This is a genomic window from Paenibacillus sp. 01T424, from assembly GCF_056398745.1.
This window is the reverse complement of the sequence record NZ_JBFTPZ010000022.1, coordinates 25,739-50,610: the sequence shown is the minus strand read 5'-3', so window position 1 is coordinate 50,610 and position 24,872 is coordinate 25,739. Positions and strand designations below refer to the sequence as shown.

15 protein-coding genes are annotated in these 24,872 nt (G+C 43.7%); 11 read left to right on the top strand and 4 right to left on the bottom strand.

What is annotated here, in order from left to right; translation table 11 throughout:
• Positions 1 to 12: 12 nt before the first annotated feature.
• The gene (locus tag AC1DPK_RS17495; RefSeq protein WP_477511142.1) at positions 13 to 1,143 is read left to right on the top strand and encodes a cytochrome P450; all 1,131 of its coding nucleotides are present in this window, start codon (positions 13 to 15) and stop codon (positions 1,141 to 1,143) included.
• Positions 1,144 to 1,452: 309 nt separating this feature from the next.
• Complete coding sequence (map, locus tag AC1DPK_RS17490; RefSeq protein ID WP_477511141.1) at positions 1,453 to 2,199, top strand: type I methionyl aminopeptidase; 747 nt, start codon at positions 1,453 to 1,455, stop codon at positions 2,197 to 2,199.
• A gap of 179 nt (positions 2,200 to 2,378) precedes the next feature.
• Here map and AC1DPK_RS17485 read toward each other — a convergent pair whose 3' ends face one another.
• Complete coding sequence (locus AC1DPK_RS17485; RefSeq protein WP_477511140.1) at positions 2,379 to 3,614, bottom strand: MFS transporter; 1,236 nt, start codon at positions 3,612 to 3,614, stop codon at positions 2,379 to 2,381.
• 244 nt (positions 3,615 to 3,858) lie between these two features.
• On the opposite strand from AC1DPK_RS17485, the gene AC1DPK_RS17480 reads away from it, so the two are divergent.
• The 9 genes from AC1DPK_RS17480 to AC1DPK_RS17440 all read left to right on the top strand — a co-directional run bounded on the left by AC1DPK_RS17480 (position 3,859) and on the right by AC1DPK_RS17440 (position 21,435).
• A complete protein-coding gene (locus tag AC1DPK_RS17480) occupies positions 3,859 to 4,620 on the top strand; it encodes a DUF4304 domain-containing protein (RefSeq protein ID WP_477511139.1) in 762 nt (253 codons plus the stop codon).
• 362 nt (positions 4,621 to 4,982) lie between these two features.
• Entirely contained in the window at positions 4,983 to 5,930 is a 948-nt protein-coding gene (locus AC1DPK_RS17475; protein ID WP_477511138.1) for an ABC transporter permease, read from the top strand.
• Positions 5,931 to 5,943: 13 nt separating this feature from the next.
• Positions 5,944 to 6,813, top strand: a complete 870-nt coding sequence (locus tag AC1DPK_RS17470; protein WP_339209231.1) for a carbohydrate ABC transporter permease — start codon at positions 5,944 to 5,946, stop codon at positions 6,811 to 6,813.
• 65 nt (positions 6,814 to 6,878) lie between these two features.
• Complete coding sequence (locus AC1DPK_RS17465) at positions 6,879 to 8,468, top strand: extracellular solute-binding protein (RefSeq protein ID WP_477511137.1); 1,590 nt, start codon at positions 6,879 to 6,881, stop codon at positions 8,466 to 8,468.
• Between the two features lie 77 nt (positions 8,469 to 8,545).
• Positions 8,546 to 10,285: a sensor histidine kinase gene (locus tag AC1DPK_RS17460; protein ID WP_477511136.1), complete on the top strand. Its 1,740-nt coding sequence runs from the start codon at positions 8,546 to 8,548 to the stop codon at positions 10,283 to 10,285.
• Positions 10,285 to 11,907, top strand: coding sequence for an AraC family transcriptional regulator (locus AC1DPK_RS17455; RefSeq protein WP_477511135.1), 1,623 nt, complete (start codon positions 10,285 to 10,287; stop codon positions 11,905 to 11,907). The genes AC1DPK_RS17460 and AC1DPK_RS17455 overlap by 1 nt, the downstream gene beginning before the upstream one ends.
• A 99-nt stretch (positions 11,908 to 12,006) precedes the next feature.
• Positions 12,007 to 14,232, top strand: coding sequence for an FAD-dependent oxidoreductase (locus tag AC1DPK_RS17450; protein WP_477511134.1), 2,226 nt, complete (start codon positions 12,007 to 12,009; stop codon positions 14,230 to 14,232).
• A 7-nt stretch (positions 14,233 to 14,239) separates the two neighbouring features.
• On the top strand, positions 14,240 to 15,448 hold the full coding sequence (locus AC1DPK_RS17445) for an SGNH/GDSL hydrolase family protein (protein WP_477511133.1): 1,209 nt from the start codon (positions 14,240 to 14,242) through the stop codon (positions 15,446 to 15,448).
• A 341-nt stretch (positions 15,449 to 15,789) separates the two neighbouring features.
• Entirely contained in the window at positions 15,790 to 21,435 is a 5,646-nt protein-coding gene (locus AC1DPK_RS17440; RefSeq protein ID WP_477511132.1) for a golvesin C-terminal-like domain-containing protein, read from the top strand.
• Positions 21,436 to 21,564: 129 nt separating this feature from the next.
• Here AC1DPK_RS17440 and AC1DPK_RS17435 read toward each other — a convergent pair whose 3' ends face one another.
• The 3 genes from AC1DPK_RS17435 to AC1DPK_RS17425 all read right to left on the bottom strand — a co-directional run bounded on the left by AC1DPK_RS17435 (position 21,565) and on the right by AC1DPK_RS17425 (position 24,675).
• A complete protein-coding gene (locus tag AC1DPK_RS17435) occupies positions 21,565 to 22,395 on the bottom strand; it encodes a carbohydrate ABC transporter permease (protein ID WP_441883124.1) in 831 nt (276 codons plus the stop codon).
• 2 nt (positions 22,396 to 22,397) lie between these two features.
• A complete protein-coding gene (locus tag AC1DPK_RS17430) occupies positions 22,398 to 23,285 on the bottom strand; it encodes a carbohydrate ABC transporter permease (RefSeq protein ID WP_477511131.1) in 888 nt (295 codons plus the stop codon).
• Between the two features lie 70 nt (positions 23,286 to 23,355).
• Positions 23,356 to 24,675: an ABC transporter substrate-binding protein gene (locus tag AC1DPK_RS17425; RefSeq protein ID WP_477511130.1), complete on the bottom strand. Its 1,320-nt coding sequence runs from the start codon at positions 24,673 to 24,675 to the stop codon at positions 23,356 to 23,358.
• Positions 24,676 to 24,872 lie beyond the last annotated feature (197 nt).

The window sequence follows — 24,872 nt, the reverse complement described above, 5'->3', positions numbered from 1 at the left end:
GCGATGCGACGTATGAATTGGAAAACTGACAGCGAACTGATACCTTTGTCTTGGTTTAAAGAAATGCGAAACTCTTCCCCTGTCGTGTTCAATTCGGAGAAAAATACTTGGGACGTGTACAAGTACGAAGATGTAAAGAAGATATTTGCCGATCATGAGCATTATTCATCAAAAGGGACGGAAAGCGCCATGGAGCCGATCAACTCAAGCATTCTTAGGCAAGATCCACCTAAACACCGACAGCTGCGTATGCTCGTTTCGCAAGCTTTCACTCCTCGGGCTATCGAAGCGCTCGCACCGAAAATTGAATCGATTGCGCAGCAATTGTGCGATCAAGCAGAAGAGGCGGGGAAGATGGATGCCCTTCTCGATTATGCGAGCCCTCTGCCGATCATCGTCATCGTCGAAATGCTGGGCATTCCGTCCGTGGATCGCGACCGGTTCAAGGAATGGTCGGATTCGCTAGTTGGGAATGACGGCGAACGTTATTTTCAATGCCAGAAGGAAATGAGCGACTATTTCTCCGACATCATGAATCGAAGACGGCTTGACCCGCTGGATGATCTCATCAGCAATCTCGTTCATGCAAAGGTCGAAGGCAAGCAATTAAGTGACTTGGAGATCATCGGATTCTGCATTCTGCTGCTGGTGGCGGGGAATGAAACCACGACCAATCTTATAACGTCAGCCTTACTGTGCCTAGATAGTGACAGAGAGGCTAGGAAAAGTCTCATCGAGGAACCTTCCATGATTCCGCAAGCCATCGAAGAGGTGCTTCGCTATTGCTCTCCCGTTCAAACGATGATTCGAATCGTTAAAAAGACGACTGTTCTGCGCGGCCAAACGCTTTCGCCCGGACAAATGGTCAACCTCTGGATCGGGTCGGCCAATCATGACGGAGAGCAATTTGATACTCCGGAAAAATTCGATATCCATCGCAACCCGAATCCGCATCTGGCATTGGGACACGGCATTCACTTCTGCTTGGGCTCTCAGCTTGCCCGCTTGGAGAGCAAGATCGCCATTCAAACACTTCTTAGTAGGTTTCCTGACTACGCAAGAGATCGTTCGCACACGCTAGAGCGGTTGGACAGCTGGATGATGTTCGGGGTCAATCGTTTGCCGCTGGTTCTGACGAAATAACGTTACTTTAATAGGTGCATTATTGTATATTCAACGCCAATAAAAGTCGTAAAAGCTTATGTAATCATTGGTTCTACAATCGAACAATACTATAGCGTAAGAATCAACAAGACGAGGCTGCCGATATTAAACGGCAGCCTCTTTGAGCAATATTTATTTACTTATATGTTTAATACTCCGTATGAAGAATGGGAAGATTGGTAATCGCATCAAAAGCTCACCTAATTACTACAATAATTAAATATTCTATTGTGTGTTAAAATAAATTTGAATTAAATAAAGTTTAGATGGAAAATGGAGGAGCTTTTTATGACAATAGAATCACAAAACGATATTGATGGTCTGAAAGAAATTGGCAAAATCGTTGCTTTGACGATTAATGAAATGAAACGTCACACGCGAGTTGGAATTACGACAAAGGAACTGGATGATATTGGGGAGCGGATTTTGAAAAGTCATGGGGCTGTGTCGGCGCCTCAGATAACTTACAATTTCCCTGGCAACACATGTATTAGTGTTAACCACGAAGTTGCACACGGAATACCGGGAAATCGAATCATCCAACCGGGCGATTTAATAAACATCGATGTTTCTGCAGAACTTTGCGGCTATTTTGCGGATGCTGGACATTCTTTTCCGATAGCTCCATATGAGCCATCACTAATGCGTCTGTGTCAATACACACACCATACAATGATGAAAGTAATCTCTTCACTTAAGCATGGAGTGAAATTGAACGAAATCGGAAGGATTATTGAAATCGAGGCTAAAAAAGGCGGCTATAATATAATTAAGGATCTGTGCAGCCATGGTATTGGCAAATCTCTGCACGAGGCCCCAGTAGAGATTCTACCCGTTTATAACAAGCACGATAAACGGGTATTGAAAGAGGGCATGGTAATTACAATCGAGCCCTTTTTATCTACAGGTGCTGGGTATGTCGTTGAGCAGCCGGATGGATGGACTTTATGTACCCCCGACAATAGCTTTGCAGCACAACATGAACATACCATAATCATAACAAAGGATCAGCCAATAATCGTGACTGCAGCATAGAACATTAGTATGAGTCCGTTATTTTGCGTTGGTTACGATAACGGATGAAGTCAGATTAAAAAAAAACGACAGTCTAAGTTTTAATTTTCAATCCACACGGTTATTATTTCTTAGATTCTAGGGACAGGATTGAGACTGTCGGAGGTAACGTAAGTAATCAATGTAGCTACTGTAATTTCTTATTGTGTTATATACCATTTATGGACATCCGTTTTAGAAGAGCGGATATGTCCATTTTTATTGTAAAAATAAAAAGAGACAGAGATGGTAGGTCTTTGTTTTTTCATGTATTTCGTCCGGTGAAAGAGCACAGTAACATATAATACTATCGGTCCGATAATATTGCCCAGGCTGGTAAAGGCAGAGTTAAGTCCTGCCACATATCCCTGCTGTTCATTCGCAACCATGGACATTTGCGTGCTAATAGCGGGGCGTAAAATATCAATGGACAAGAATATAACAAAAGTAACTGCAAAAATCAGCCAATATTGATGAACGAACAACGTCAGCAGGACGAACACCCCTGAAGCGAGCAGACAAAGTGTAATGACTCGCTTTTCGCCGAAACGGTTGATGAGCCAGCCGAAAATGGATAACTGAATGACTGCGCCTCCAATGGACGCAAAGGTGAAAATGAAAGCAATATCCTTCGGTGTGAAGCCGAGCTTATGGTCGACGAAGAGGCCGAATACTGCTTCATAATTGGCAAGCCCAAAGGACATGACGAAAACAAGGAGTAAATTTATAAAATAGGGTTCGCGGTAAGCGAAACGCAACTGTTGGAGCAGACTCTTTTGGGGCTCCCGATTAGACATTGCCTTTTCGCTAATCTCATCTTTTTTTACAGTAGATGGCATCGATTCCCGCAGAACAACTGGTGTAAGAACTGCAGCGACCAGGCCGGCAATCCCTGCAGCATAGAACGGTACGCGAATGCCGAACTCCGCAAGATAGCCTCCAATACCAGGACCAATAATGTAGCCAGTCAAAAAGGAAGCATTGATAAAACCCATCCCTTTGGCACGTTCTTCCTCGGTAGTAACATCTGCCGCGTAGGCAATAACTGCAGGCATGATGAACGCTCCGCTAATGCCGCCCATCATCCGGGATACAAAGAGCAGCAGAGCAGAATCAGCCAAACCGAATATAACTTCGGCGCAAGCGAAGACCATCATTCCGGCAACAATGATGCGCTTGCGTCCGAAGGAATCGGATAACCGTCCCGCCAGTGGTGAGAAAACCAGCTGTGTAAATGCGAAGGAGGCGGTAAGCAAGCCGGCAGTGCTGCCGTTGATATCAAGCATTGTGATGTATTTGGGTATAACTGGAATGACCAGTCCGATACCAGCAAAGACCAAAAATAAATTAAACATCAGAAGCAGCATGGCTCCCCGATTTTTGAGCAATAAAGCCATCTAAATTCTCCTCTAACTCGCTTACTGAGTATTTACTTCAAATACATTTCTTTCTCAGATGCCAGCCTAACCTATTGCAAAGACCACCCATCATAAACCTATCCATTTTCACTCCTCACTTTGTAAATATATATGTATATAAAGTATACAAACAAATGTATTATACAATTATTTCAGTGTCAACAAATACTTTGTAAAATAATTTGTTTACTATGTGGAGAAAATTCATTAGCAAATCAATTTTATGTTTGGACAAGCTGGAAATTATGAAGTAATATTCAATAATTATCTTCCGTTTTATTTGTACAAGTATTTAGTAGTCGTAATAGAAGAAAATATCTTTGAAACTCTTAACAAAATTGTAATGGAAACGATTAATCTTATAGGAGGGATCATGTTGCAGCAGCTCTTTAACGATATGATTAAGCTTGACGTTAAGCCGTTCCTTTCCAAGCGTGGCTTCATGAGGAAGAGTTTGAATTTCAATAAGACGACAGAAAACCTTATCTACATGTTCAATTTCCAAAAGTCTTCTGGCAATTCAGCGGACAATGTAATGTTTTATGTGAACTGCGGTATTTATGCACCGGATTTGGCACTGATACAATCGAGGGAAATTCTGACTGCTCCCCAAGAAGCGGAGTGTCACTTCAGAGCAAGAATTGGAGAAATTGTTGAGTCTGTTCCAGATCGTTTTTCAATCACTCCTGATACGAATATGGATGATTTAAGAAAAACGCTGTTAAGTGGAGTAGAAGAGGTTATTCATTTCTATGATACGATGACCAGTGCCAGATCCCTTGTTGAATATTACACTTCAGGACCATTTCTACATCTGGGTGAAGAGAGCTTTCATTTACTGTTACAATCCAATGATATAGCAGCGGCTAAACATTATTTGAAGGCATTGCAGGAAAAGTACGGAACAGAAAAGCGATGGACTATATTCGAAAATAAATATAAAATCATCTTCAATAAATACGATGTGGAATTTGATAAGCTATAAGTCGCCATAGTGAATGTTAACCTATTATTTAAGCTAATTACTGACGAGTCTGAAATCCAATAAAGCTCACTTTAAGCACACCTCTGATCTGATACGAACAAATGAATAGTGCAAATAGAAGTTTTGCCGCCTATAGGGCGGTTTTTTTATTTTTAAAGGATAAATAATCGATTGGTGCCTTCACCTTCGTTGTAAAGCACAGTAGAGAATTACTTTATTGAGCAGATCTTAGAAGAAATCTTTTACTTAGAACTATCGAAGGCCCACTTACTTAATATCTTATAAGAAATTCTTGAAATGACAGAAATTTATCTGATAGGGGGGTGCTATTATACAAATATAAATAAAGACGAGGTGATGACATGCAATCGAAATTGGCAGCGGAAGCTATTCCCCTCTCCAAAAAGCGGAATTCGTGGTTAAGGACCATACAAAAGTATAAAATGATGTACCTTCTATTAATTCCGGCATTGGTTTATTTTGCCGTATTCAAATACATCCCATTGGCCGGAATCATTATTGCTTTTAAAAACTACAATCTGGCTTTGGGGTTATGGGATAGCCCGTGGGTCGGATTCAAAAATTTCACAGATTTTATTAACGGCGTTTATTTCTGGGACATCATGAGAAACACGATAATTATATCGTTGTATAAGCTATTGTTCGGTTTCTCCGCTCCCATCGCACTTGCTTTGCTTCTTAATGAAGTTCATACCCAATGGTTTAAGAAAATCGTACAAACCATTACTTATTTACCCCATTTTCTGTCTTGGGTCATTGTTTATGGATTGATGGTTGCATTATTGGCTCCGGGTGATGGCCTTTTCAATATGATTTTGAAGGAAAACGGTTTTGATCCCATCTCCTTCCTAACGGAGCCTGCTTGGGGAAGACTGCTGGTCATCTCGTCTGAAATATGGAAGGACATCGGTTGGGGAGCGATACTATACCTTGCCGCATTATCAGGGATTGACCCAAGCTTATATGAAGCAGCTCGAATGGATGGCGCTTCCAAATCGAGACAGCTCTGGCATGTAACCTTGCCCGGCATTCGAGGAGTCATTATTCTGATGCTCATTCTTAAATTGAGCCATATTCTGGACGCTGGTTTTGACCAAATCTTCATGTTTGCCAATACTTTTAACCAGGAGAAAATCGATATTATCGACACATGGGTATACCGCGAGGGGCTGGAGCGTCTTAAGATTGGCCTCGCAACTGCTGTGGGATTGTTTAAAGCTGTCATCGGATTTATTTTAGTATTGGCTGCAAACAAGCTTGCCAAAAAATTCGATGGGCAAATTTGGTGAGGTGGTATGAGATATGATTAAGCTGACGATCGGGGAAAAGGTATGGCAATCAGCCGTTTATTTTATTCTTATTATGTTATCGCTGCTTTGCTTGCTTCCCTTTTTATATGTGGTCGCTGTTTCGGTAACACCGGAATCGGAAGTTTTAAGAAGAGGGATTGTGATTATACCAGAATCCTTTACCTTTGCAGCCTATAAGGAAGTATTCATTTCTAATGGTATAGGTCAGGCGTATAAAATTACGCTATTCCGAACGATTGTAGGCACGGCGTTAAATGTGTTTTTTACGGTAATCGCGGCGTACCCGTTATCCAAAAAATATTTGCCGGGACGCAGTCCGTTTTTATTATTCATTGTGTTTACGATGATGTTTAGCGGGGGATTAATTCCGACTTATTTGTTAATCCGCTCTTTGGGGATGTTAAATAGTCCATGGGTTTTGATTGTTCCGCATCTCATTAGTGCATTTAATCTGGTGATCATTAAAGGCTTTTTCGAGCAATTGCCTGCTGAAATTGAGGAATCGGCGAGAGTTGACGGCGCAAGTGAACTTCAGTCGCTATGGAAAATCATTTTACCGCTTTCCATGCCTGTCCTCGCCACGATTTCCCTATTTTACGCAGTAGGGCATTGGAACAGTTATTTCGATGCGATTGTGTATATCAATGATGCGAATTTAATGCCACTTCAAGTTGTCTTGCGCAACATTCTGCTTAACATTGCAAATCAAAGTGCTGAGTCGATGGCCAATACCGGAACGGTTAGCCAGTTCGCTGTTCAAATGGCTGCTGTTGTCGTGACTACGGTCCCCATTTTGATCGTGTATCCATTTATGCAAAAGCATTTTACCAAGGGTATGCTCATGGGATCGATTAAAGGTTAAAAAGCAAATCTTATCTAGGTTGTTACGGGAAACCGTGATAATATACAAGCAAAGGAGAGGTCAATATGCAAAGAACAAAGATATCATTTGCCATTCTAGCTGCTATTGTAGGGCTGGGAACGCTATTGTCGGGATGTGGGGATCAAGAAGAGGAGGTTAAGCCTACAGCTTCGAGCAGTTCACCATCCACGGATAACCCGTTTGCGAAAAAAATGAAAATCACGATGTTTAACCAAGGCACGTTCAACGCTGCCGCTCCGATTCCTCCACGCGATGAAGACATTCAACGGCAAATGCTGGAGAAGGCAATGAACATCGACTTGGATATGACGATTCCTCAAGCTGGGCAATCAACAACCAAACTAAATACGCTTATTGCAGGCGGGGATATCCCGGATTTGCTTTTCTTGAAAAGTCGGTCCGATCTCGCGCAATATTATGATCAAGGTGTTCTTGCGGATTTGACACCGTATCTGGATCAATTCCCTGAACTTCAGAAACGCTTTAGCAGCGACTCCTGGGAGGCGATGTCCTATCAAGGGAAAACCATTGGAGTTCCAGGTTATGATAATGTAAACGGTATCAGCCGAAGCTTCTTCATCCGTAACGATTGGTTGAAAAAGCTGAATATGGAAGTGCCAACGACACCTGACGAGCTGTTTGAAGTCATGAAAGCCTTTACAGAGAAAGACCCGGACGGAAACGGCAAAAACGATACGTACGGATTCATCGGCGGCATGAATAAAGAGGGCAGTTTGCAAACCTATGGCTTCGATAGCTTGATGTGGATGTTTGGCGTCAATCCTCCATCAGCCATTGAAGTGAAAGATAATGAACCGGTATTTCTATTTATCGATCCCAAAATGAAAGAAGCGCTTGCTTACATTAATAAAATGATGGCAGCCAATGTAGTAGACCCCGATTGGGWGACGATGACTTCGCCTGATTTGTTGGACCAAAAGCTATTTAAAGGGAAAGTCGGCTTCATGATCAGGGATGCGCGCAGGTTGGAGCCGGATTATCAGCAGAAAATGAAAGAAATCAGCGGAGAGGTGCCGGAATGGATCGTTATTCCTCCAATGATAGGTCCTTACGGCGATCAAATCGTAGAGAGAAAATCGTTCCAAGGCAATTCATGGGCCATTTCCAAGAAAGCGGATAAGGACAAAATTATTCGTATCTTGTCCATGCTGAATTATCTCTTTACGGACGAAGAAGCCTATCCGAATTTTGCATACGGAATCAAAGGAATTCATTGGGATGTAGTGGACGGCAAGATCAAAAATAAAACGTCCGAATTATCGAAGGAAATGAAAGAAAAGTACCTATGGGTCGATCATTACAGAATGCCGCGCCGTGGTGACGATGCCGAGTACTTCAGCTTCCAGAATCCTAAGACCGCAGAAGCTTTCGTGAACAATCAGCAATATGTGGGGCCAACGTTGCCTGGAAACTTATTGACCGCAGACCCTAGCGATACCTTGGCAACTGACCGCTCGCGTTTCATTAATGAAAGCTTAGTCAAATTTATGACGGGCAAAGACCCTCTATCCAATTGGGACAATTTCCTCCAAACGTTGGATACCAAGTTTGACATGAAGAAATATAAGGAAACAGCAATCAAGCAATTTAAAGAAGCAGGCTTAATCAAGTAAATGAACGAAGAGAGTGGCTATTCGTAGCCCCTCTCTTTATTGTCATTTTAATACGGACTCAAAAAGGAAGATGCGCAATGCGAAGAAGAATCAGCTTGCCTTTAAAATTATTTTTTATCGTGTTTGCGTTTGTATTAGGCTGCATCATCTTGATAAGCCAATTGTCCTATCGCTATGTCCAAAAGGAAATAAGAACCAATGACATCTTCTACACCAACCAAATACTTGACAAGGTCGATCAGTATTTCACCGTTAATTTTTCCTCCTTCCAGACGATCCTGTTCTCGGTCGAAACATCGGTGAAAGCCAACATAGACAATACGGAAGTAATCAAAAAGCAATTAAGAGAGCTATATGAACTCAACAGTAATTACGTCAGTAATATTTATTTGATCAAAAGCGATTTATCCATTGTAGGCGGAAGCACGCCTACCCGTATTTTCGATGAACCGTTAGCGGAAAGAGAGCCTTTATTTTATGCGGCCGACAAGAACAGAAGGACGACCTTCGTCAGTGATCCTTACAAATCCAAGTATTCCGGCTGGACAGTTACGATGGTTCGATATCTGAATGGCGCTCCGTTTCCGATGGCCATTGCCGTAGATTTGGATCTAAATGCTATTGAAGAAACCTTGTTCAAGATTAATAAGCAGGAACAAATGAATTTGGCTCTGATCACCGCATCGGGTAAGATCATTGCCGGATTTTCGGAAAATAGAGGACCGCTGAATGTTCAAGATCATACGTTTTCAATCGGGGAAACGTCAGCAGAACAAATTCTGGATACGGCAGAAACAACCCTTCAACTGCATACCAAGGACGGCATGCCGGTCTCCCTTCTGAAAAAACCGACGGAGAAATTCAATTGGACCATTATTTCGATCAATGATGAATCACGCTTGAAAGCCGCTTTGTCCAGATTGGAAACCTATTATATCGAGCTTCTAGCCGCAGGTCTTCTCTTAAGTTTGTTCGTTTCTTTTTTTATTGCCAAGTATATAAGGACTCCGCTCTATGCGCTCAAATCAAAAATGAAACGGGTGGAACAAGGCATCCTTACAACGACAATAACGATTAAACGAAACGATGAGTTCGGAGATCTCTCCCGCGCCTTCGACCGTATGCTGCAGCAAATTGTGGAATTGATACGACGAGCGGAGCTTCATAATGAGCTTGAGCGAAAGCTGGAGATTCAAGTGCTGCAGTCTCAAATCAACCCTCATTTTCTGTATAACACGCTTGGTTCGATCAGCAATGTTATTCGTCTCGGACAAATAGAGAAAGTAGATGTGGTGATCGGATCGCTCATTTCATTATTGGAATATGGGATAGATGACGCTTCAGAGAAGGTTTCCCTACATCAGGAATTACGAAATGTAGCGGACTATATCGAGATCCAGAACATCCGGTATAACAGAAACTTCCACTTGATTGAAAATATCGAAGCAGGGTTAATAGATTTCCCAGTTTTTCGAATGCTGCTACAGCCCCTTGTGGAGAATAGTATCTTCCATGGCTATAACGGAGGAGGGATCGAAGGACCGATAACGATTCATGCGTACAGGGAGGGAAGCATCATCATCATCGAAGTCGTTGATCAAGGCGAGGGAATTCCAGCTGATAAAATAAAACATATTTTAGTTTCAGAACCGAGTGATGTGGAAGTGAAAAGGAAAAGAATCGGGTTAAATAATATTCATGGCCGAATTAGACTTCACTACGGAGAACAATACGGGCTCCAAATCGTTAGCATACCTAAGGAAATAACCCGGGTACGCGCCATATTCCCAGCAGACTTGCTAAAAGGAGAAACATAATGGTGAGAAACTATACCTGCTTCATTGTTGACGATGAAGACCTGATCATTCAAAGATTGGAATTGTTTTTTAACGAGCTCTCTCATAGGGATAAGCGATTTGTTCTAGTGGGAAAAGCCAATAATGGGCTGAATGGGATCGAGGAAATTTTAAAGCTTAAGCCGGATATCGTAATATCCGATATCGTTATGCCAAGAATGGATGGAATCTCCATGATTGAGCAGCTAAAGCCGGAGATCCCCCATACCCAATACATCCTTTTGACCGCCTATTCATCCTTTGAATACGCCCAGCGAGCTATTCATGCCAACGTATTGGAGTACATTGTTAAAGTTCCGCTGAAGGAAGCGGATTTAGATCGGGCCTTATCTAAGGCGGCTGGGATTTTAAATGAAGTGAAGAAAAAAGAAGCGGAATTTCAATCGTTAAACGTATCCGTGCTTGAAAATAAATATAGAGTCCGAAAGCAATTTTTTAACGAACTGATCAGAGGCGAAATTCCTTCCCATCGGGCATCGGATTTTGCCAATCGCATGCAGTTCCATTTCTTTCAAGCCAACTATTGCTGCTTCATTGTTGAAATGAATACGTATGAAAGTTTCCGGAACGAATACTCAGCCGCTGATCAAAACATCTTGAAATATGCGATGACGAATGTAATCGAGGAAACGGTGATGAATGGTGGAAGTGGCGTAGCTGCGGATCTGTCCGATAATCGCTTTATTGGTTTTCTTTCCTGGGAAAATAACCGCAGTGATATGGAAACGGAATATGCTTGCCAATCATTGGGAGGACAGATCGTCTCTCATTTGCAGCAATATTTGAATCAAAGGGTATCCGTCGCTTTTGGAGGTCCGCATCGAGGCTGGGAATCGATCAAACAAGCGTACACGGAAGCTAAAAATGTGAGTGAGGATTTCTATTATCATACAGAGAAAATAGTAAAAACACCCATGCATCGGTTCCCATACCATAATGACAAAAAAGCAGACTTTCAGCAGAAATTAGCTGATTTTCTTATGTGGGTGAAAAGGAAGATTTCCAAGGAAGAGCTGGAGAAAGAACTTGCTGATTTGAACCAATTTGTTTCGGACCATAAAATCCATAAGTCTATCATGGCACCCATGCTTCGAGACTTGTATAGAGACATTACTATAAAGTTTAAATCAGGGAACAAGCTGGCCACAGAAGTAGCAGAATTCCCCATGGAATTTATGGCATTTCAAGAGCAGCTTGCCTATATTGGCGACTTCACATTCGAATATGTCCATGCTGGCCAGCTATTACATCGTGCAGAAATCATGAGTGCTATGCAGTTTATAGAAAAAAATCTGAAACAGCGATTAACGCTGGAGGCTATTGCCGAGGATGTGAATTTAGCTCCGTCGTATTTTAGCAGCTTATTCAAAAAAACAATGAACGAAGGCGTGATTAGCTACATCAACCGTAAAAAAATTCAATTAGCTCTCGAGCTGTTAAATGTTCAGGATTATTCTTTATTGGAATTGTGCGAGGAAGTAGGAATCGTCAATGAAGGTTACTTTTGCAAACTATTTAAAGAATATACGGGTGAGACTCCTAAGCAATACCGGATAAAAATGACACGGTACGAATCCAAATAAGGTTGCAAAAAATGTATGATTTTTTCGCGAAATCATGTAAAAAAAAGGGGACCAAAACAATTACCATGATAGAAGGATCTAATCATGGAGGTTATCAAAATGGAGCTTATAAAAGCAGATGTAACCGTCGTAGGCGGAGGTATTGCTGGAATTTGTGCTGCTATTGCTGCCGCACGCCAAGGGCTGCAGGTTTCACTAATTAATGATCGGCCGGTTCTTGGAGGAAATGCGAGCAGCGAGGTCAGGGTTCATATCAACGGGTCTGCATATCTCGGAAACAGTCCATCCTATTATGCTCGTGAGGGCGGGTTGGTAGAAGAACTCAAGCTGAAGATCTTTCATTATAATCCGTTATACAACAAGAAGCTTATGCTTTCGCTTTCGGATACGGTCTTGCTCGACATGGTTTATGCTGAGCCTAATATTTCTCTATTCCTGAATACATGCGTGCATGAAACGGGGATGGAGAACGGCAGAATTCAATGGGTGGAAGGCCTTCAACTCGCTTCTGAAAGAAAATTTCGTTTTGAAAGCCGAACCTACATCGATTGCTCCGGCGATGGAATTGTTGGTTATCAAGCAGGTGCTCACTTCCGTTGGGGAAGAGAGGCGAAGCATGAATACAAGGAGGATTTGGCTCCTGAAGTGGCGGATCATTACACCATGGGCGATACGATTCTGTTTCAAGCTCGTAACGTAGACTATTCCGTTCCATACAAAAGACCTGGCTTTGCGTATGATATTACGAAGTTGCCATTTTTTGATAGTATTAGAAAAGGCTTAAACCATCGCTCTTTTCCAAGGAAAATCAACGGTCTTGGCGGATTGTGGTGGCTCGAATACGGCGGGCACATGGATATTATTAAGAATAATGAAGACATCGCATTGGAACTGCGTAAATTGGTATACGGGATTTGGGATTATATCAAAAATAGCGGCGAGTTTGATGATGTGGACAATCTCATCCTGGATTATGTATGCCCGATTCCGGGAAAGCGGGAGTCGAGGCGGTTCATAGGGGAGCACATGCTTTCTCAGAACGATCTTACAGCAAAACCTCATTTCGAGGATGCAGTATCTGTCGGAGGCTGGTATATGGATCTGCATGCGAATAAAGGCATCTACGATGAGGGGCCGGCTACAGCGTGGAATTTCGTGCCGGGATTGTATAATATCCCTTTCCGCAGCTTATTTTCACGCAATATTCCTAATCTTATGTTCGCTGGCCGCAATATAAGCGCTACCCACGTGGCTTTCGGGTCTACAAGGGTTATGGCAACCTGCGGTTGTATGGGGCAGGCGGTAGGAACGGCTGCTGCGTTATGCTTAAAATACGAGGCAGACCCCGCGGAAATAGTCACAGCCCATATGGATGAGCTTCAAGCGCAGCTGCTTCGAGACGGGCAAACGATTGTAGGGCTTCAAGAGGAGTTGGATCCTTATTTCGCTGACGGATTAACGATTCATGCCTCGTCTCAGCGAAGCTATGATAATCTTCATTCAACCGAAGAGATTTCCTTGGAGAACGCGTTATGTTTGGTCTTGCCGATTCAGACATCCACGGCTGAAAGCGTACGGATCAAGATTAAAAATAGGTCCGAGCATTCGGAAACTTTGCAAGTGAAGCTGTTTGGCGGGGAGCGGAAGGAAAACTATATTCCTGCCAGCGAGCTGAAAGATTACCGATTAGTTATCGCAGCAGGTCACGATGACTGGATTACGCTGGACCTCAGCTGCAAGAAGCCGGCTGACGACAAAATCTACATCGTACTGGAAGGTGCGGCGAGCCTTGCTGTATATGGAAATGAAGAGAAGTTGACAGGAGCGGTCAGCTTCCATTATAGGCCAGAGGTTCCGTCTAAGCTGAAGAAGCTTAATAAGAGCATTTGCTTCAAAGACCTGGTGCCATCCCAAAATATGTATAGCCCAGAGAATGTCGTCAATGGCTTCTCCAGACCTTATGGTCTGCCGAACGGTTGGATATCTGAACGTACAGAAGGACAGGAATGGTTGGAATTCTGCTTTGCAAGCCCCAAAAATGTGGAGGAAATCCATCTTGTGTTCAATTCACGGCTGGATTTGGAGCATTTCGACGATCCGATCGAGCTCCTTATCCAAGATTATGATGTGACCTTGACCTTAGAAGACGGAACCGAGAGTAAAATCATTATCCGCGGTAATTATCTGACACTGAATAAACATAAGGTGGATGCGAAACGCGTAACCCGAATCCAGATTCATTTCTGCGCAACCTACGGTTCTCCTTACTATGAAGTGTTTGCTGTAAAATGCTTTGCTCCGAAATTAATAAGTGAGGGCAGGTGAAGTCGCGATGAAGGAACTATTCCCTCGAAGAGGGCTGCCTAATGTCATTTCGAAGTTGGAACATGGGGAAACCGTGACAATTGTCTATTTTGGCGGCAGCAATACACGTTCTCAAGGATATAGGGTCATGACGGGAGATTGGCTTCGAGGTAAATATCCCAATTCGGAAATCCGCTCTGTGAACGCAGGCATTGATGGGACAGGATCAGACCTTGGCTGCGCCCGCTTGGAGACGGATGTACTGCGTCATCAGCCTGATCTCGTGTTTGTCGAATTTGTTGGTAACGATGGCGGAGTCCCTGAATCCAAGGCGAGGATCGAAGGAATTGTCCGACAGATCCGCAAGCGAAGCCCGTTTACCGACATTTTGTTCGTTTATACGTTGAAGGAGCGAGATGTGCCCTTATTTCAAGCCGGCGAATACCAGAAGGGGGCTATTATGCAGGAGGAAGTGGCTGATTATTACGGTATTCCTTCCATTCATCTGGGCGTAGCGGTCAGTCAATTGGTTTCCGATGGAAAGCTCATTTTCACCTCAAGGGCAGAACAGTCCAATCCAGGAGCCGTTATTTTTACGCATGATTCGGTCCATCCGACAATTCCCGAAGGGCATCAGATTTATACGAATACGATTACTCGGTCATTTGAGAAAATAAGCGAGCTTCGCGATCATCAGGGAAGATTGGAACATCAATTGCCTCGGAATCCGTTGGTCCCAGCTAATCCTTGGGAGTATGCATCCATGCTGCCGCTGGATAATCTTACTCTTTTTTCGGAAGGATGGTCTTACATGACCCCCGATGATTTTGCGTTAGTGCGAGAGTACAATTGGTTGTTCCCTGGCCTATGGCGAGCTGTCGATCCTGGAGAGGCTATCACGGTGCAATTCGAGGGGACCCATCTCGGGCTATTCGATATCGGGGGGCCTGATTCTGGCCGATTGAAGGTGTCAGTTGATGGTGGGGAACCCTTCCTTATCGATCGATTCACACCCTATAACGATCATAATCGAAATCAATATGTTTTCTTGCCGGAGCTACCGAATGGGAAACATACGGTTCGTTTCGAAGTCGATCACGAGAAGACAGACAAAGCGGCCGTGTTTGAGGCAAGCGGCAATGCAAAAAGTATGGAACATGTTCGGCAGCATCCAGCTTGGTATGATCAAACGGTCATTCAGCTTGGGAAGTTGCTAGTGGTGCAGCCGCCATTATAATAGATTTGTTCACTTGGAAAACCTACATCCTATCTGACTGCAAATGAGCGGTCAATTAGGATGTAGGTTTCTTTTTTTTAGATATAAGAATTTTTGATAGAAGATTTTATATGTTTCACGCGATAAAGTATTCTTCTATTTGTATGAGAAACGGATACCCTACTCTTACATAGGACGGCCAAGCCGTTTCTTATCGCTTAAAATCTTATAAGAAATTGTTAAAATGAAAGAAATTTCATGGTGATGTGACATGCTATGATAAAAACGAAGGAGCTGGATTAGCTGATGGATAAGGCTAATTGCTTTTTTACGATCATTCAAGCAAAGGGGGCATTATTATTTTGGAAGCGTTATCATTTAAAGGAGAGGCTGTGAGTGGTTTGGTCAAAAGGAAGCTGTTTTTCTTCATCGTTTTCATGTTGACGATAGTAGTTCCTTTCAGTCTGGTCGGAATAACGACCGCTTATGCGGAGACCTTACCTTATCAGACGATTATCATCGATGACGGAAGCATCACAATTAATGATGTTGTGACACTTGATGAGGGTAACGAGAACAATGGATATTCGGCTCCAAATTGGACCACTAGCACAGGGGTGAAGGGGTATGATCATTCCAGCTCCAAATATACGAGTACAGCAGGCAGATCGATAACATGGAATCCGCGCTTGGAAGCAGGAACGGCGAAAATATCGTTATACAAGCTTAACTGGGAGGATAAGGCTGATAGCAATGTAAAAATCGAAATCGTTCATAATGGAACGACGGATGTACTCTTTCTGGATCTGAGACCCTCATCTGGCCCTCCAGTGGGATGGGTTGATTTGGGAGAGTACTATTTTTCTGGGGTTGGTGAAGAATTCGTTAAAATGACACGGTCTACCAGCACCACGAGCACGATACTTACGCGAGCAGATGCGGTCAAGTTCGAAGGGAATATTCAGCAGAAAGAGCCGCATAAGACGATCATTATTGATGATCGAAGCCTCACCATTGATAATATCGTCACCGTAGATGCAGGTAACGCGAGTAACGGGTTCTCCGCTCCTTATTGGACCACAAGTGCGGGAGTGAAAGGATACAATAATTCCAGTTCCAAATATACGGACGCGGTAGGTAGAAGCATCACTTGGAATCCACGCTTGGATGCAGGGACGGCGAGAATATCGTTCTATAAGCTTGATTGGGCGGATAAAGCAGACAGTAATGTAAAGATTGAGATTGTTCACAACGGGATTACGGATGTTTTGTTTATGGATCTTAGACCTACGTCAGGTCCATCGGTCGGATGGGTGGATTTGGGAGAGTATTATTTTAGTGGTGAAGATACCGAATTTGTCAGGCTGACTCGAATGCAACCTACGACGGGCACGATTATTACTCGGGCCGATGCAGTCAAATTTGAAGGGAATATCCGACAGCAAGCTCCGCCGTTGCCCGCGCTGCGGAGCCGTGCATTAGCGAATCTCAGTTACACAGAAAAAGGCAGCATTGAAAATGCAAACTATAAGGCGACCTTTTATGAGGCAGCATGGGATGGAGGCAAATCCATCGTTCGTGACATGTTCTACAAGAACACGGATACGGGGAACTGGATGCCAATAAACAATGTGTCGGAAAGGCTTGAGGAGCAGTGGGTTTTATTGGATGGGAATGCGGGGAGTCGAACCAATTACTACGATACGATGAACAAACGCTGGATTACATTCGACGGAATCCATTTTCCAGACAGCCACACGGCGGTTTTAACCGATTCTATGCATGGCAGTGATTACGATTTTGAAGTGAACTGGTCCATGGCAGGGGATAAACCAGATGTTTCCTTCACCTTCACGCCTCGCCGCGATGGCAATTATGTGATTGGATATCAGTCCTTCACAACAGAGCAAATCACTGGCATCAATGAAGTATTAAATGGATTTAGGTCGCATGCAAAAATGGTTGGTACGGTGGAATCCACAAGCCTTAGGGAGCTGAGCGCTCCGATGAGTCTGGTGGAGAAGAATGACGGCGCGGGGAATCCTTTGACGTATGGGGTATTTGTACCTTCGGAAGAGCTTCCGGTTGAATTTGAACCGACGGGAGGCGTTACGAAACAACGGCTTGRCATGAGCCTTGTCAACAACGAAGGCAGCGTGCAGCCAATCCTATATGCTCCTCAATTAGGGACTTATTCGCAAATGACCGCAGAAAACACCTATCAATTTCATATGGGGCTAATCGCACAAAAAAGCAATCTTTATGAGTCCTACGCGGATATTCTTCGCAATGAGTACGGTTATTCGGCATATCGGGAAAATGTCTCAGGCCTGTCGCTTACCGACGCGATGTTCAATATGATCGATCTGCTTAAGGTAGAGCCGCAAGGGGACGACTCTGTTCAGTTTGTCCCGTCACCCAGCGGGTGGTGGAGCCGTGCCAAGGGCTTTATTGATATCGAAAACGAGGATAGCGTTCGAACAAGCTCGAATGCCGTTCTTTTGGGGGCTTATTATTTGACTGGGGATGACCAGCTTTACGATACGAGAGCATTGCCGTCCGTCCAGTATGGCGTTTCGCGAAATGGCATCGGTTGGTCGCCGACGCAGAAGAAAGTGTACGGCGTGCCTTCGTTATGGAAAATGGCCACCCTGCCGTTCGATGTTTCAAGCGTAGCCGCTGTCAATCAGATGATGGGCACTTCGGCAGGAATTGGGGCGCTGGCAAAGGAAGAATACCTCGTGCGTGATCCTGACCAAAAAGACCGGGGTCCTGTCATTCAGCCCCTGATGATGTATCGGATGACGGGAGATATGCAGTATTTACAGGCTGCCAAGGATGCAGCCGACAGCTATATCCTGCAGCATATCGATACTCCTGAATCCGTTAATGTGAGTAAAAATGAATTCATTTATTATTATAGCAAGCTGTGGATGGAGATTTTGGAGCTTTACGAGGAAACTCTGGATCCCAAATACTTGAATGCCGCTTATAAGGAAGCCAAACGGTATGCCACCATGTTCGTTGCTCGACCAGTTCCTGAAGGTACCGTTACAATTCCGCAGCCCGAGACGTATAATTACGCGGAGTCGTTCCATTGGCCGGAAAGCGGTAAATACCAATATCCTAGGAGCAAGCTCCCAGAAGATGTAGCAGGAGGCGTACAAGCGGATAGTTGGCTTGTTTCACCTAACGGATTGACGTTTGAAGCAGGAAGCACAACCGGCTATTATCGGATGAATGCTCAGGAAGCTCCATTCATGCTGCGATTGTCGCTCTATACAGGTGATAAACTGCTGCAGGATATCGCTCATAATTCGGTTATTGGTCGATATTCCAGCTATCCAGGTTATTACTATAAGGGCTTTGCCGTTAGCCAACTTGAACCGGATTTCCCTCTGGAAGGCCCAAGCGGGGCTACATCCATCTATTATCACCATATTCCGGGGCAGCTCGGGCAAACGATGGATTATTTGATCAGCGAACAATCATTAAAATCGAACGGGAGTATTACATTTCCTTCCGTATTCGAAACGAATTTTTTATGGTTCAAATATCACCTTTATGGCAATAAGCCAGGTCATTTCTACGGTAATTCCGACGTTTGGCTCTGGATGCCCAAGGGAATTATTCAGACTAACGATCCTCAATTGAACTGGATAACGGGAGAGAGCGGGGATAAATTCTATATCGGGCTAAGCAACGCATCGTCAGATGAAGTTCAGACTTCGATTGAACTGAATGCGGAAATCATTGGGTTCAACCCGTCACAAGATTATACCGTAACCATCATCCGCGATAATGGTACACCAGAACAAGCGGTTATGAGTAACGGAATCATTCAAGCTACGGTTTCAAGCAAAGGGATAACCGCTATCATTGTAGAGGGACTCCAGATTGATGTGCCGCTGCATCAGGTTAGAACTGCTGATACATCGGATGCAAGCTACTTCTTCGATACCCACAGTCCAATCGATGCGGTTAAAGGGATGCTGATCGTGAAGCCCGACGAGACGGTTTATGATGCTTATGTACAGGCAAAAACGACGAAACCAGCGAAAATCCATTATTCCTTGGATGGCGGGGCTACGTATACAACCATCCCAGATACGATCTATCCGATGGAATGGTCAATACGGGTGAACGACTTATCTCAAACCTTCACTTATTACGTGGAATCGGACGGGAAACAGACCCGCAAACGGACACTTTATCTGCCTGATAAGGTATCCGAAACTCCAGTCCAACCCGATTGGCAGGAGGGTTCATCTATTATTGTAGATAATACCGAGGCGGAGACAGAAGGGGTCTGGATAAGGGATACAACGGCTAACGACTATTACTACGATAACTATGTGTATGCCAAATCGACGACCGGCACAGCGACAAGCAAAATTATATGGCGGCCGGAGCTGCCGGATACTGTTACTTACAGTGTGTATTACAAGCTTCCGCAAATAACGGCTGCGAGTGAAAACTGGGCAACGAATGCCTCATTTACCGTTTATTATAGCGGGGGTTCCGAGACGGTTGCTGTTGATGAGACAACGGCAACTGGAACTTGGGTGCACTTAGGCGATTATCCTTTTGCAGCAGGCGATAGCGGGTACGTGGAACTAACCAATAAGGCCAATAAGTCTCGTGTAGTTGCCGATGCAATAATGTGGGTAGACCCGAACAGGATGCCGCAATTGGAGTCTGCGGTGATCCTATCCGATCGGAACGAGCTGCAAATGACTCAAACCGCACAACTGAGCGTAACCGGCTATTTGGATAACGGTTTGATCGGTGATCTTACACAGGCCAATGTGCAGTATTTCGTTGATCGTACGGATCTGGCTGAAGTGGATAGCAGCGGTAGATTGACCCTTCTAAATCTCGATGGAGACACAGATCACATTGAGGTATGGGCCACTGTAACGATTGACGGAGTGACCTTAACAACACCGCCTTTGACCATCACGATCAAGGACCTAACGGTTATCGTCGACAGTACAAATACAACGGGGTTATACACGACAGAAGGGTCTTGGAGCCAAAGCAACTTAGCCGGATACAAAATTGGGGTTAAGTCCCGTTACTCTACAGTACAAGGATCATCAGCAACGTGGAAAGGCCAGTTTCCAGAGGGGAAATATACGGTCTCCATCTACAAGATCGTCCATACGACGGCAAACGATAATTATGTCAAAGTGGAAGTGAAGCATCAGTCAGGTACCGAGGTCACATATATCGATGCAACAGTTGGCTCATCGGGCTGGGTTAATTTAGGAACGTTCGACTTTACAGGAGACGGCAGCGAGTATGTTCGTTTAACCAGGGTTACTCCTACAACGGTAGACCCGCCAACACTTCCTGCCGATATGATCTATACGAGGGTTGATGCAGTCAAATTCGAACGGCATTCCGTTAGTCCGGAGTTGATTGTGAATGAGGCGCCAGGTAAACCGACTCTTTCGAATAATAGCGGTGTTGCAACAGGCTTACATGATGGCAATTATGATGTTGCGATGAATATGTGGTGGGGAACCAATGGCTCACTGTATAAGTTGTACGAGAATGGCCAATTGATCCAAACGAAGTCATTGCCCGTTGATTCGCCAGCTGCCCAAACTTCCATTATTCCAATTCAAGGCAAGCCAAATGGAACCTATGTGTATACATGTGAGTTATCGAATTTGTATGGAACGACTTCATGTGAACCACATACCGTCACCGTTATTGATGCGAATCCTGGCAAACCTGTGTTATCCAGTGACAACTGGGATCAAGATGGGAACTATACCATTACTGCAAATATGTGGTGGGGCACGAACGCAGCACAGTATCGATTATATGAAAATGGCGAACTTATTGAAACGCAATCTTTATCTTCACACTCACCAAATGCCCAATCGGCAAATACACAAATTTCGGGAAAAGCTCCTGGCATTTATCAATATCGCGGTGAGTTTATGAATGGAATCGGAACAACGGTAAGTGATGTTATACAAATTATTGTAAAATAACCCTAAGAGCTGAGTGGATGAAAACGATCCACTCAGCTTTTTTTTCTTGAAATTTAGTTCGTCTCAAGCGCACTATCTAGGAATAGAAGTATTCAGCTTCAAAGCTTTCTCATGCAAAGCTTTATACTCCTATCCCTTTAGCGAGCCGGACGTGATGCCGTTAATGATATATTTTTGCATGAAAATGTAGAACAGAATGAGTGGTGCAACCGCCAGGAGCATCATCGGGAAGAAATTCGTCCAGTCGGTCGAGAATTGCCCAATGTTGCGGAATACTTCTAAGAGCAATACACCCTTTGAACGGGATTGCAAGAACAACAATGGCGTCATGAAATCATTCCACACAGCAAGTGTATTCAAAATAGCTACAGTGGCAATTACCGGCGTAAGCAACGGGAACACAATCTGCCAGAATGTTCTCCAAACCCCACAGCCGTCTACTCTTGCCGCTTCTTCCAGTTCAAATGGAACGGTAGAACTGATAAAGCTTTTAATTAAAAAGATAGAGAACGGAAGGCTGTAACAAATTTCTATTAGAATAATCCCCGTGAAGGTATTCATAAGCCCAAGCTGGGCTACCTGTTTATAAAGTGCTAAGATCCCCATTTGGTATGGTACCATCATCCCAACCATGAATAAAAGGAACACGATCCGATTGAAGTGATTAGTACGTCGTATCAAGCTGTAAGCAGCCATCGCAGAAAAGATTACAATACCCGCAACAGAGGAAATCGTAATGATAAGGTTGTTTCCTAACACATGAAAATAGTTCATTGCCTTAAAGGCACGAATGTAATTGTCGAACGTGATGTTAACTGGAAGGCCAAGCGGTTGAGAGACCGCATCAGCTGGCGTCTTAAGTGTTGTGATGATCAAGTAGTAAACTGGGATCATAAAAATCACCGCTAAGACGAGCATAAGAATTTCCGTGACAGCAGTTTCCTTAGTATATCGATTCATGATTACCGCCGCTCCCACATCTTGATTAGTGAAATGTGAATAAAGGTGATGATGCCTACGAGGATAACGAAGACGATACCGAATGCGGCTCCGTAGCTATAGAACCCTTCACTGAGCCCTTTCTTGATCATGAGTGATACGATCGTTTCCGTAGAATACCCCGGACCACCACCAGTCAAGGCATAAACAATATCAAATACCTTCATGCCGTTTATCATCCCCATAACCGTGTTGAAAGTGATCGCCGGAAGCAGTAGAGGAAGTGTGATATAGCGGAACATTTGCAGCCCACTCGCTCTGTCAATCTTCGCCGCTTCGTAATAATCTGTTGAGATGCTCTGCAAGTTGGCCAAATAAATAACCATTGTGTAACCAACCCACTGCCATACGGAGACAAGGATAACCGAATAAAGTGCAAGATGAGGATCTCCGAGAAAATTGATGCGTTCAAAACCAAGAGCGACTACAAGCTGATTAATCAAGCCAAAGTCGGAGGGAGAGTACATAAAATTCCAGAGAAAACCGATAACCAATACGCTGAACACCGCAGGAAGGAAGAACGCAGCTCGCAGCAGATTTTTTGTTTTTAATTTTTTATTAAGAAACACCGCTAATGGAATGGCTAGTATATTCTGTCCAAGCATCGCAAGTACCGCATAGATTAAAGTGTTTCTAATACCTGWCAAATAGATTGAATCTTTAAATAAAGCAATATAATTGTCTAGACCAACAAATTTGACAGCAACCGGATGCACATCCGACCAGTTTGTAAAGCTGTATAAAGCGGTCTTTATCGTCGGAAATATGAAAAAGGTACAATAAATAAGTAAGGCGGGAAGCAAAAGCAGAACATAATTGATCTCTCGTTTGAAAATGTTTGGTTTGTTCATGTGCAACAACCTTTAGCATTTAGGATGTACAAGAGGCAAATCGCTTTGCCCCTTGTATTTTATATTCGGCCTACTTAGATTTCTCCAGCAGTTCAGTTGCTTTCTTATCTACCGCTTCTAGTACTTGATGAGGCGTTTTGATACCAGCTATGAGTTCTTGAATACCTTTTCCCAGATCTGTGAAAGCAGCAAAAGCAACGCCCCAATTATTAACAGGGAACATAACATTGCCCGCCTTGAAAGCTTCTTGAGCACCGTTATATTCAGCTGGCATTTCAAAAGTAACGCCTTTCAAGAAAGATGAACCGCCTTTATTATCGGCCCAGTAAGCATACTGGCCTTCTGGTGTGGATAACAGATCAAGCACCTTGTACGCCGCATCTTTGACTTCGGACTTCGCATTCAAACCAAACGATACTCCGGGACCGCCTACCATCCAACCCGGGCCGCCTTTCGTGCCCAGGTTCGGGAACATATCAATCTTCATGTTTGGCGCTTTTTGCTTAAAGGTTTCCATGTACCAAGGCCCTGCTTGGAACATAGCTGCCTTGCCGCTTGTAAACTCGTCTATGGCTTGTTCTTCTTCAAGYCCAAGCATATCTTTGGTGAAGATATCGCGTTTCAAGTATTSAGTCCATGTTGTCAAAGCAGGCTCCAGCGCATCGGCTATTTTCGCGGTTCCTTTACCAAAATCGTTATTCCATTTTTTCCCTTCCTCTGTGCCGATAAAATCATTTAATGCCAAACCGAGGAAGGACTGGCCTGCGACGTTAGGATTCTTTAGACCGATCGCTTGGGGTTTGATGCCATTCTTCTTCAGCACATCCGCTACTTGGAAGTACTCATCAAGCGTTGTTGGTACTTCCAAGTTATATTTGGTGAATAGTTCAACGTTATAGAAAACCCCGTTGAACCAACTCGCTTGCGGCAACCCATACAGTTTATTATCAAATGTTACAGTGGACGTGCCGGTTTCATAATACTTGCTAGCGTAGCGTTCTGTTAAATCTTCGAAGTAACCTGTTTTGACAGTATTAGCATCAATTATTCCACCGATAATGTCAGGACCTTCGCCTGCTGCAAGTTGTGTTTTGATGACATCTGCGTAAGTCTTGTTATCGATGAACTGATACTCCACATCTACATCGGGAAGTTTATCTTTGAATAATTGCAGTAGTGTCTTTACACTGTCTTCTTTGTTCCAATACGATAATCTGACTTTCACTTTCTTTACCGGTTCTGGATCCTTTGTTTCTTTCGTATCGGTTGTATTCTTCGCAGTTGCATTTCCCTTTGTGCTGCTATTCTCCGTACTGTTCTTACCGCAGCCTGTAAATAGGATCGTGAAGGCGAGTATAGCGATAGCGGAGACAAACCATGTTCTCTTCATACAAAGACCTCCCAAATAGATAGTTTGTTTCTCGATACTTTTATCATTGTAGTATAAATGTCATTTTCATCGAAATAACAGATTTTTGCGAAACCTAACAGAATTCATTTGGAAGTAAGAATTTAAGAATGTGATTTAATACAATGGTATGAATGGGAATGTCCTGTGTGCTATGCTTTGGATTGTAGAGAGTATCC

Bases quoted from the DNA above. Each gene is read 5' to 3' on its own strand.
- AC1DPK_RS17495 (WP_477511142.1), top strand. From the start codon at position 13: ATGAATTGGAAAACTGACAGCGAACTGATACCTTTGTCTTGGTTTAAA.
- map (WP_477511141.1), top strand. From the start codon at position 1,453: ATGACAATAGAATCACAAAACGATATTGATGGTCTGAAAGAAATTGGC.
- AC1DPK_RS17485 (WP_477511140.1), bottom strand. From the start codon at position 3,614: ATGGCTTTATTGCTCAAAAATCGGGGAGCCATGCTGCTTCTGATGTTT.
- AC1DPK_RS17480 (WP_477511139.1), top strand. From the start codon at position 3,859: ATGTTTGGACAAGCTGGAAATTATGAAGTAATATTCAATAATTATCTT.
- AC1DPK_RS17475 (WP_477511138.1), top strand. From the start codon at position 4,983: ATGCAATCGAAATTGGCAGCGGAAGCTATTCCCCTCTCCAAAAAGCGG.
- AC1DPK_RS17470 (WP_339209231.1), top strand. From the start codon at position 5,944: ATGATTAAGCTGACGATCGGGGAAAAGGTATGGCAATCAGCCGTTTAT.
- AC1DPK_RS17460 (WP_477511136.1), top strand. From the start codon at position 8,546: ATGCGAAGAAGAATCAGCTTGCCTTTAAAATTATTTTTTATCGTGTTT.
- AC1DPK_RS17455 (WP_477511135.1), top strand. From the start codon at position 10,285: ATGGTGAGAAACTATACCTGCTTCATTGTTGACGATGAAGACCTGATC.
- AC1DPK_RS17450 (WP_477511134.1), top strand. From the start codon at position 12,007: ATGGAGCTTATAAAAGCAGATGTAACCGTCGTAGGCGGAGGTATTGCT.
- AC1DPK_RS17445 (WP_477511133.1), top strand. From the start codon at position 14,240: ATGAAGGAACTATTCCCTCGAAGAGGGCTGCCTAATGTCATTTCGAAG.
- AC1DPK_RS17435 (WP_441883124.1), bottom strand. From the start codon at position 22,395: ATGAATCGATATACTAAGGAAACTGCTGTCACGGAAATTCTTATGCTC.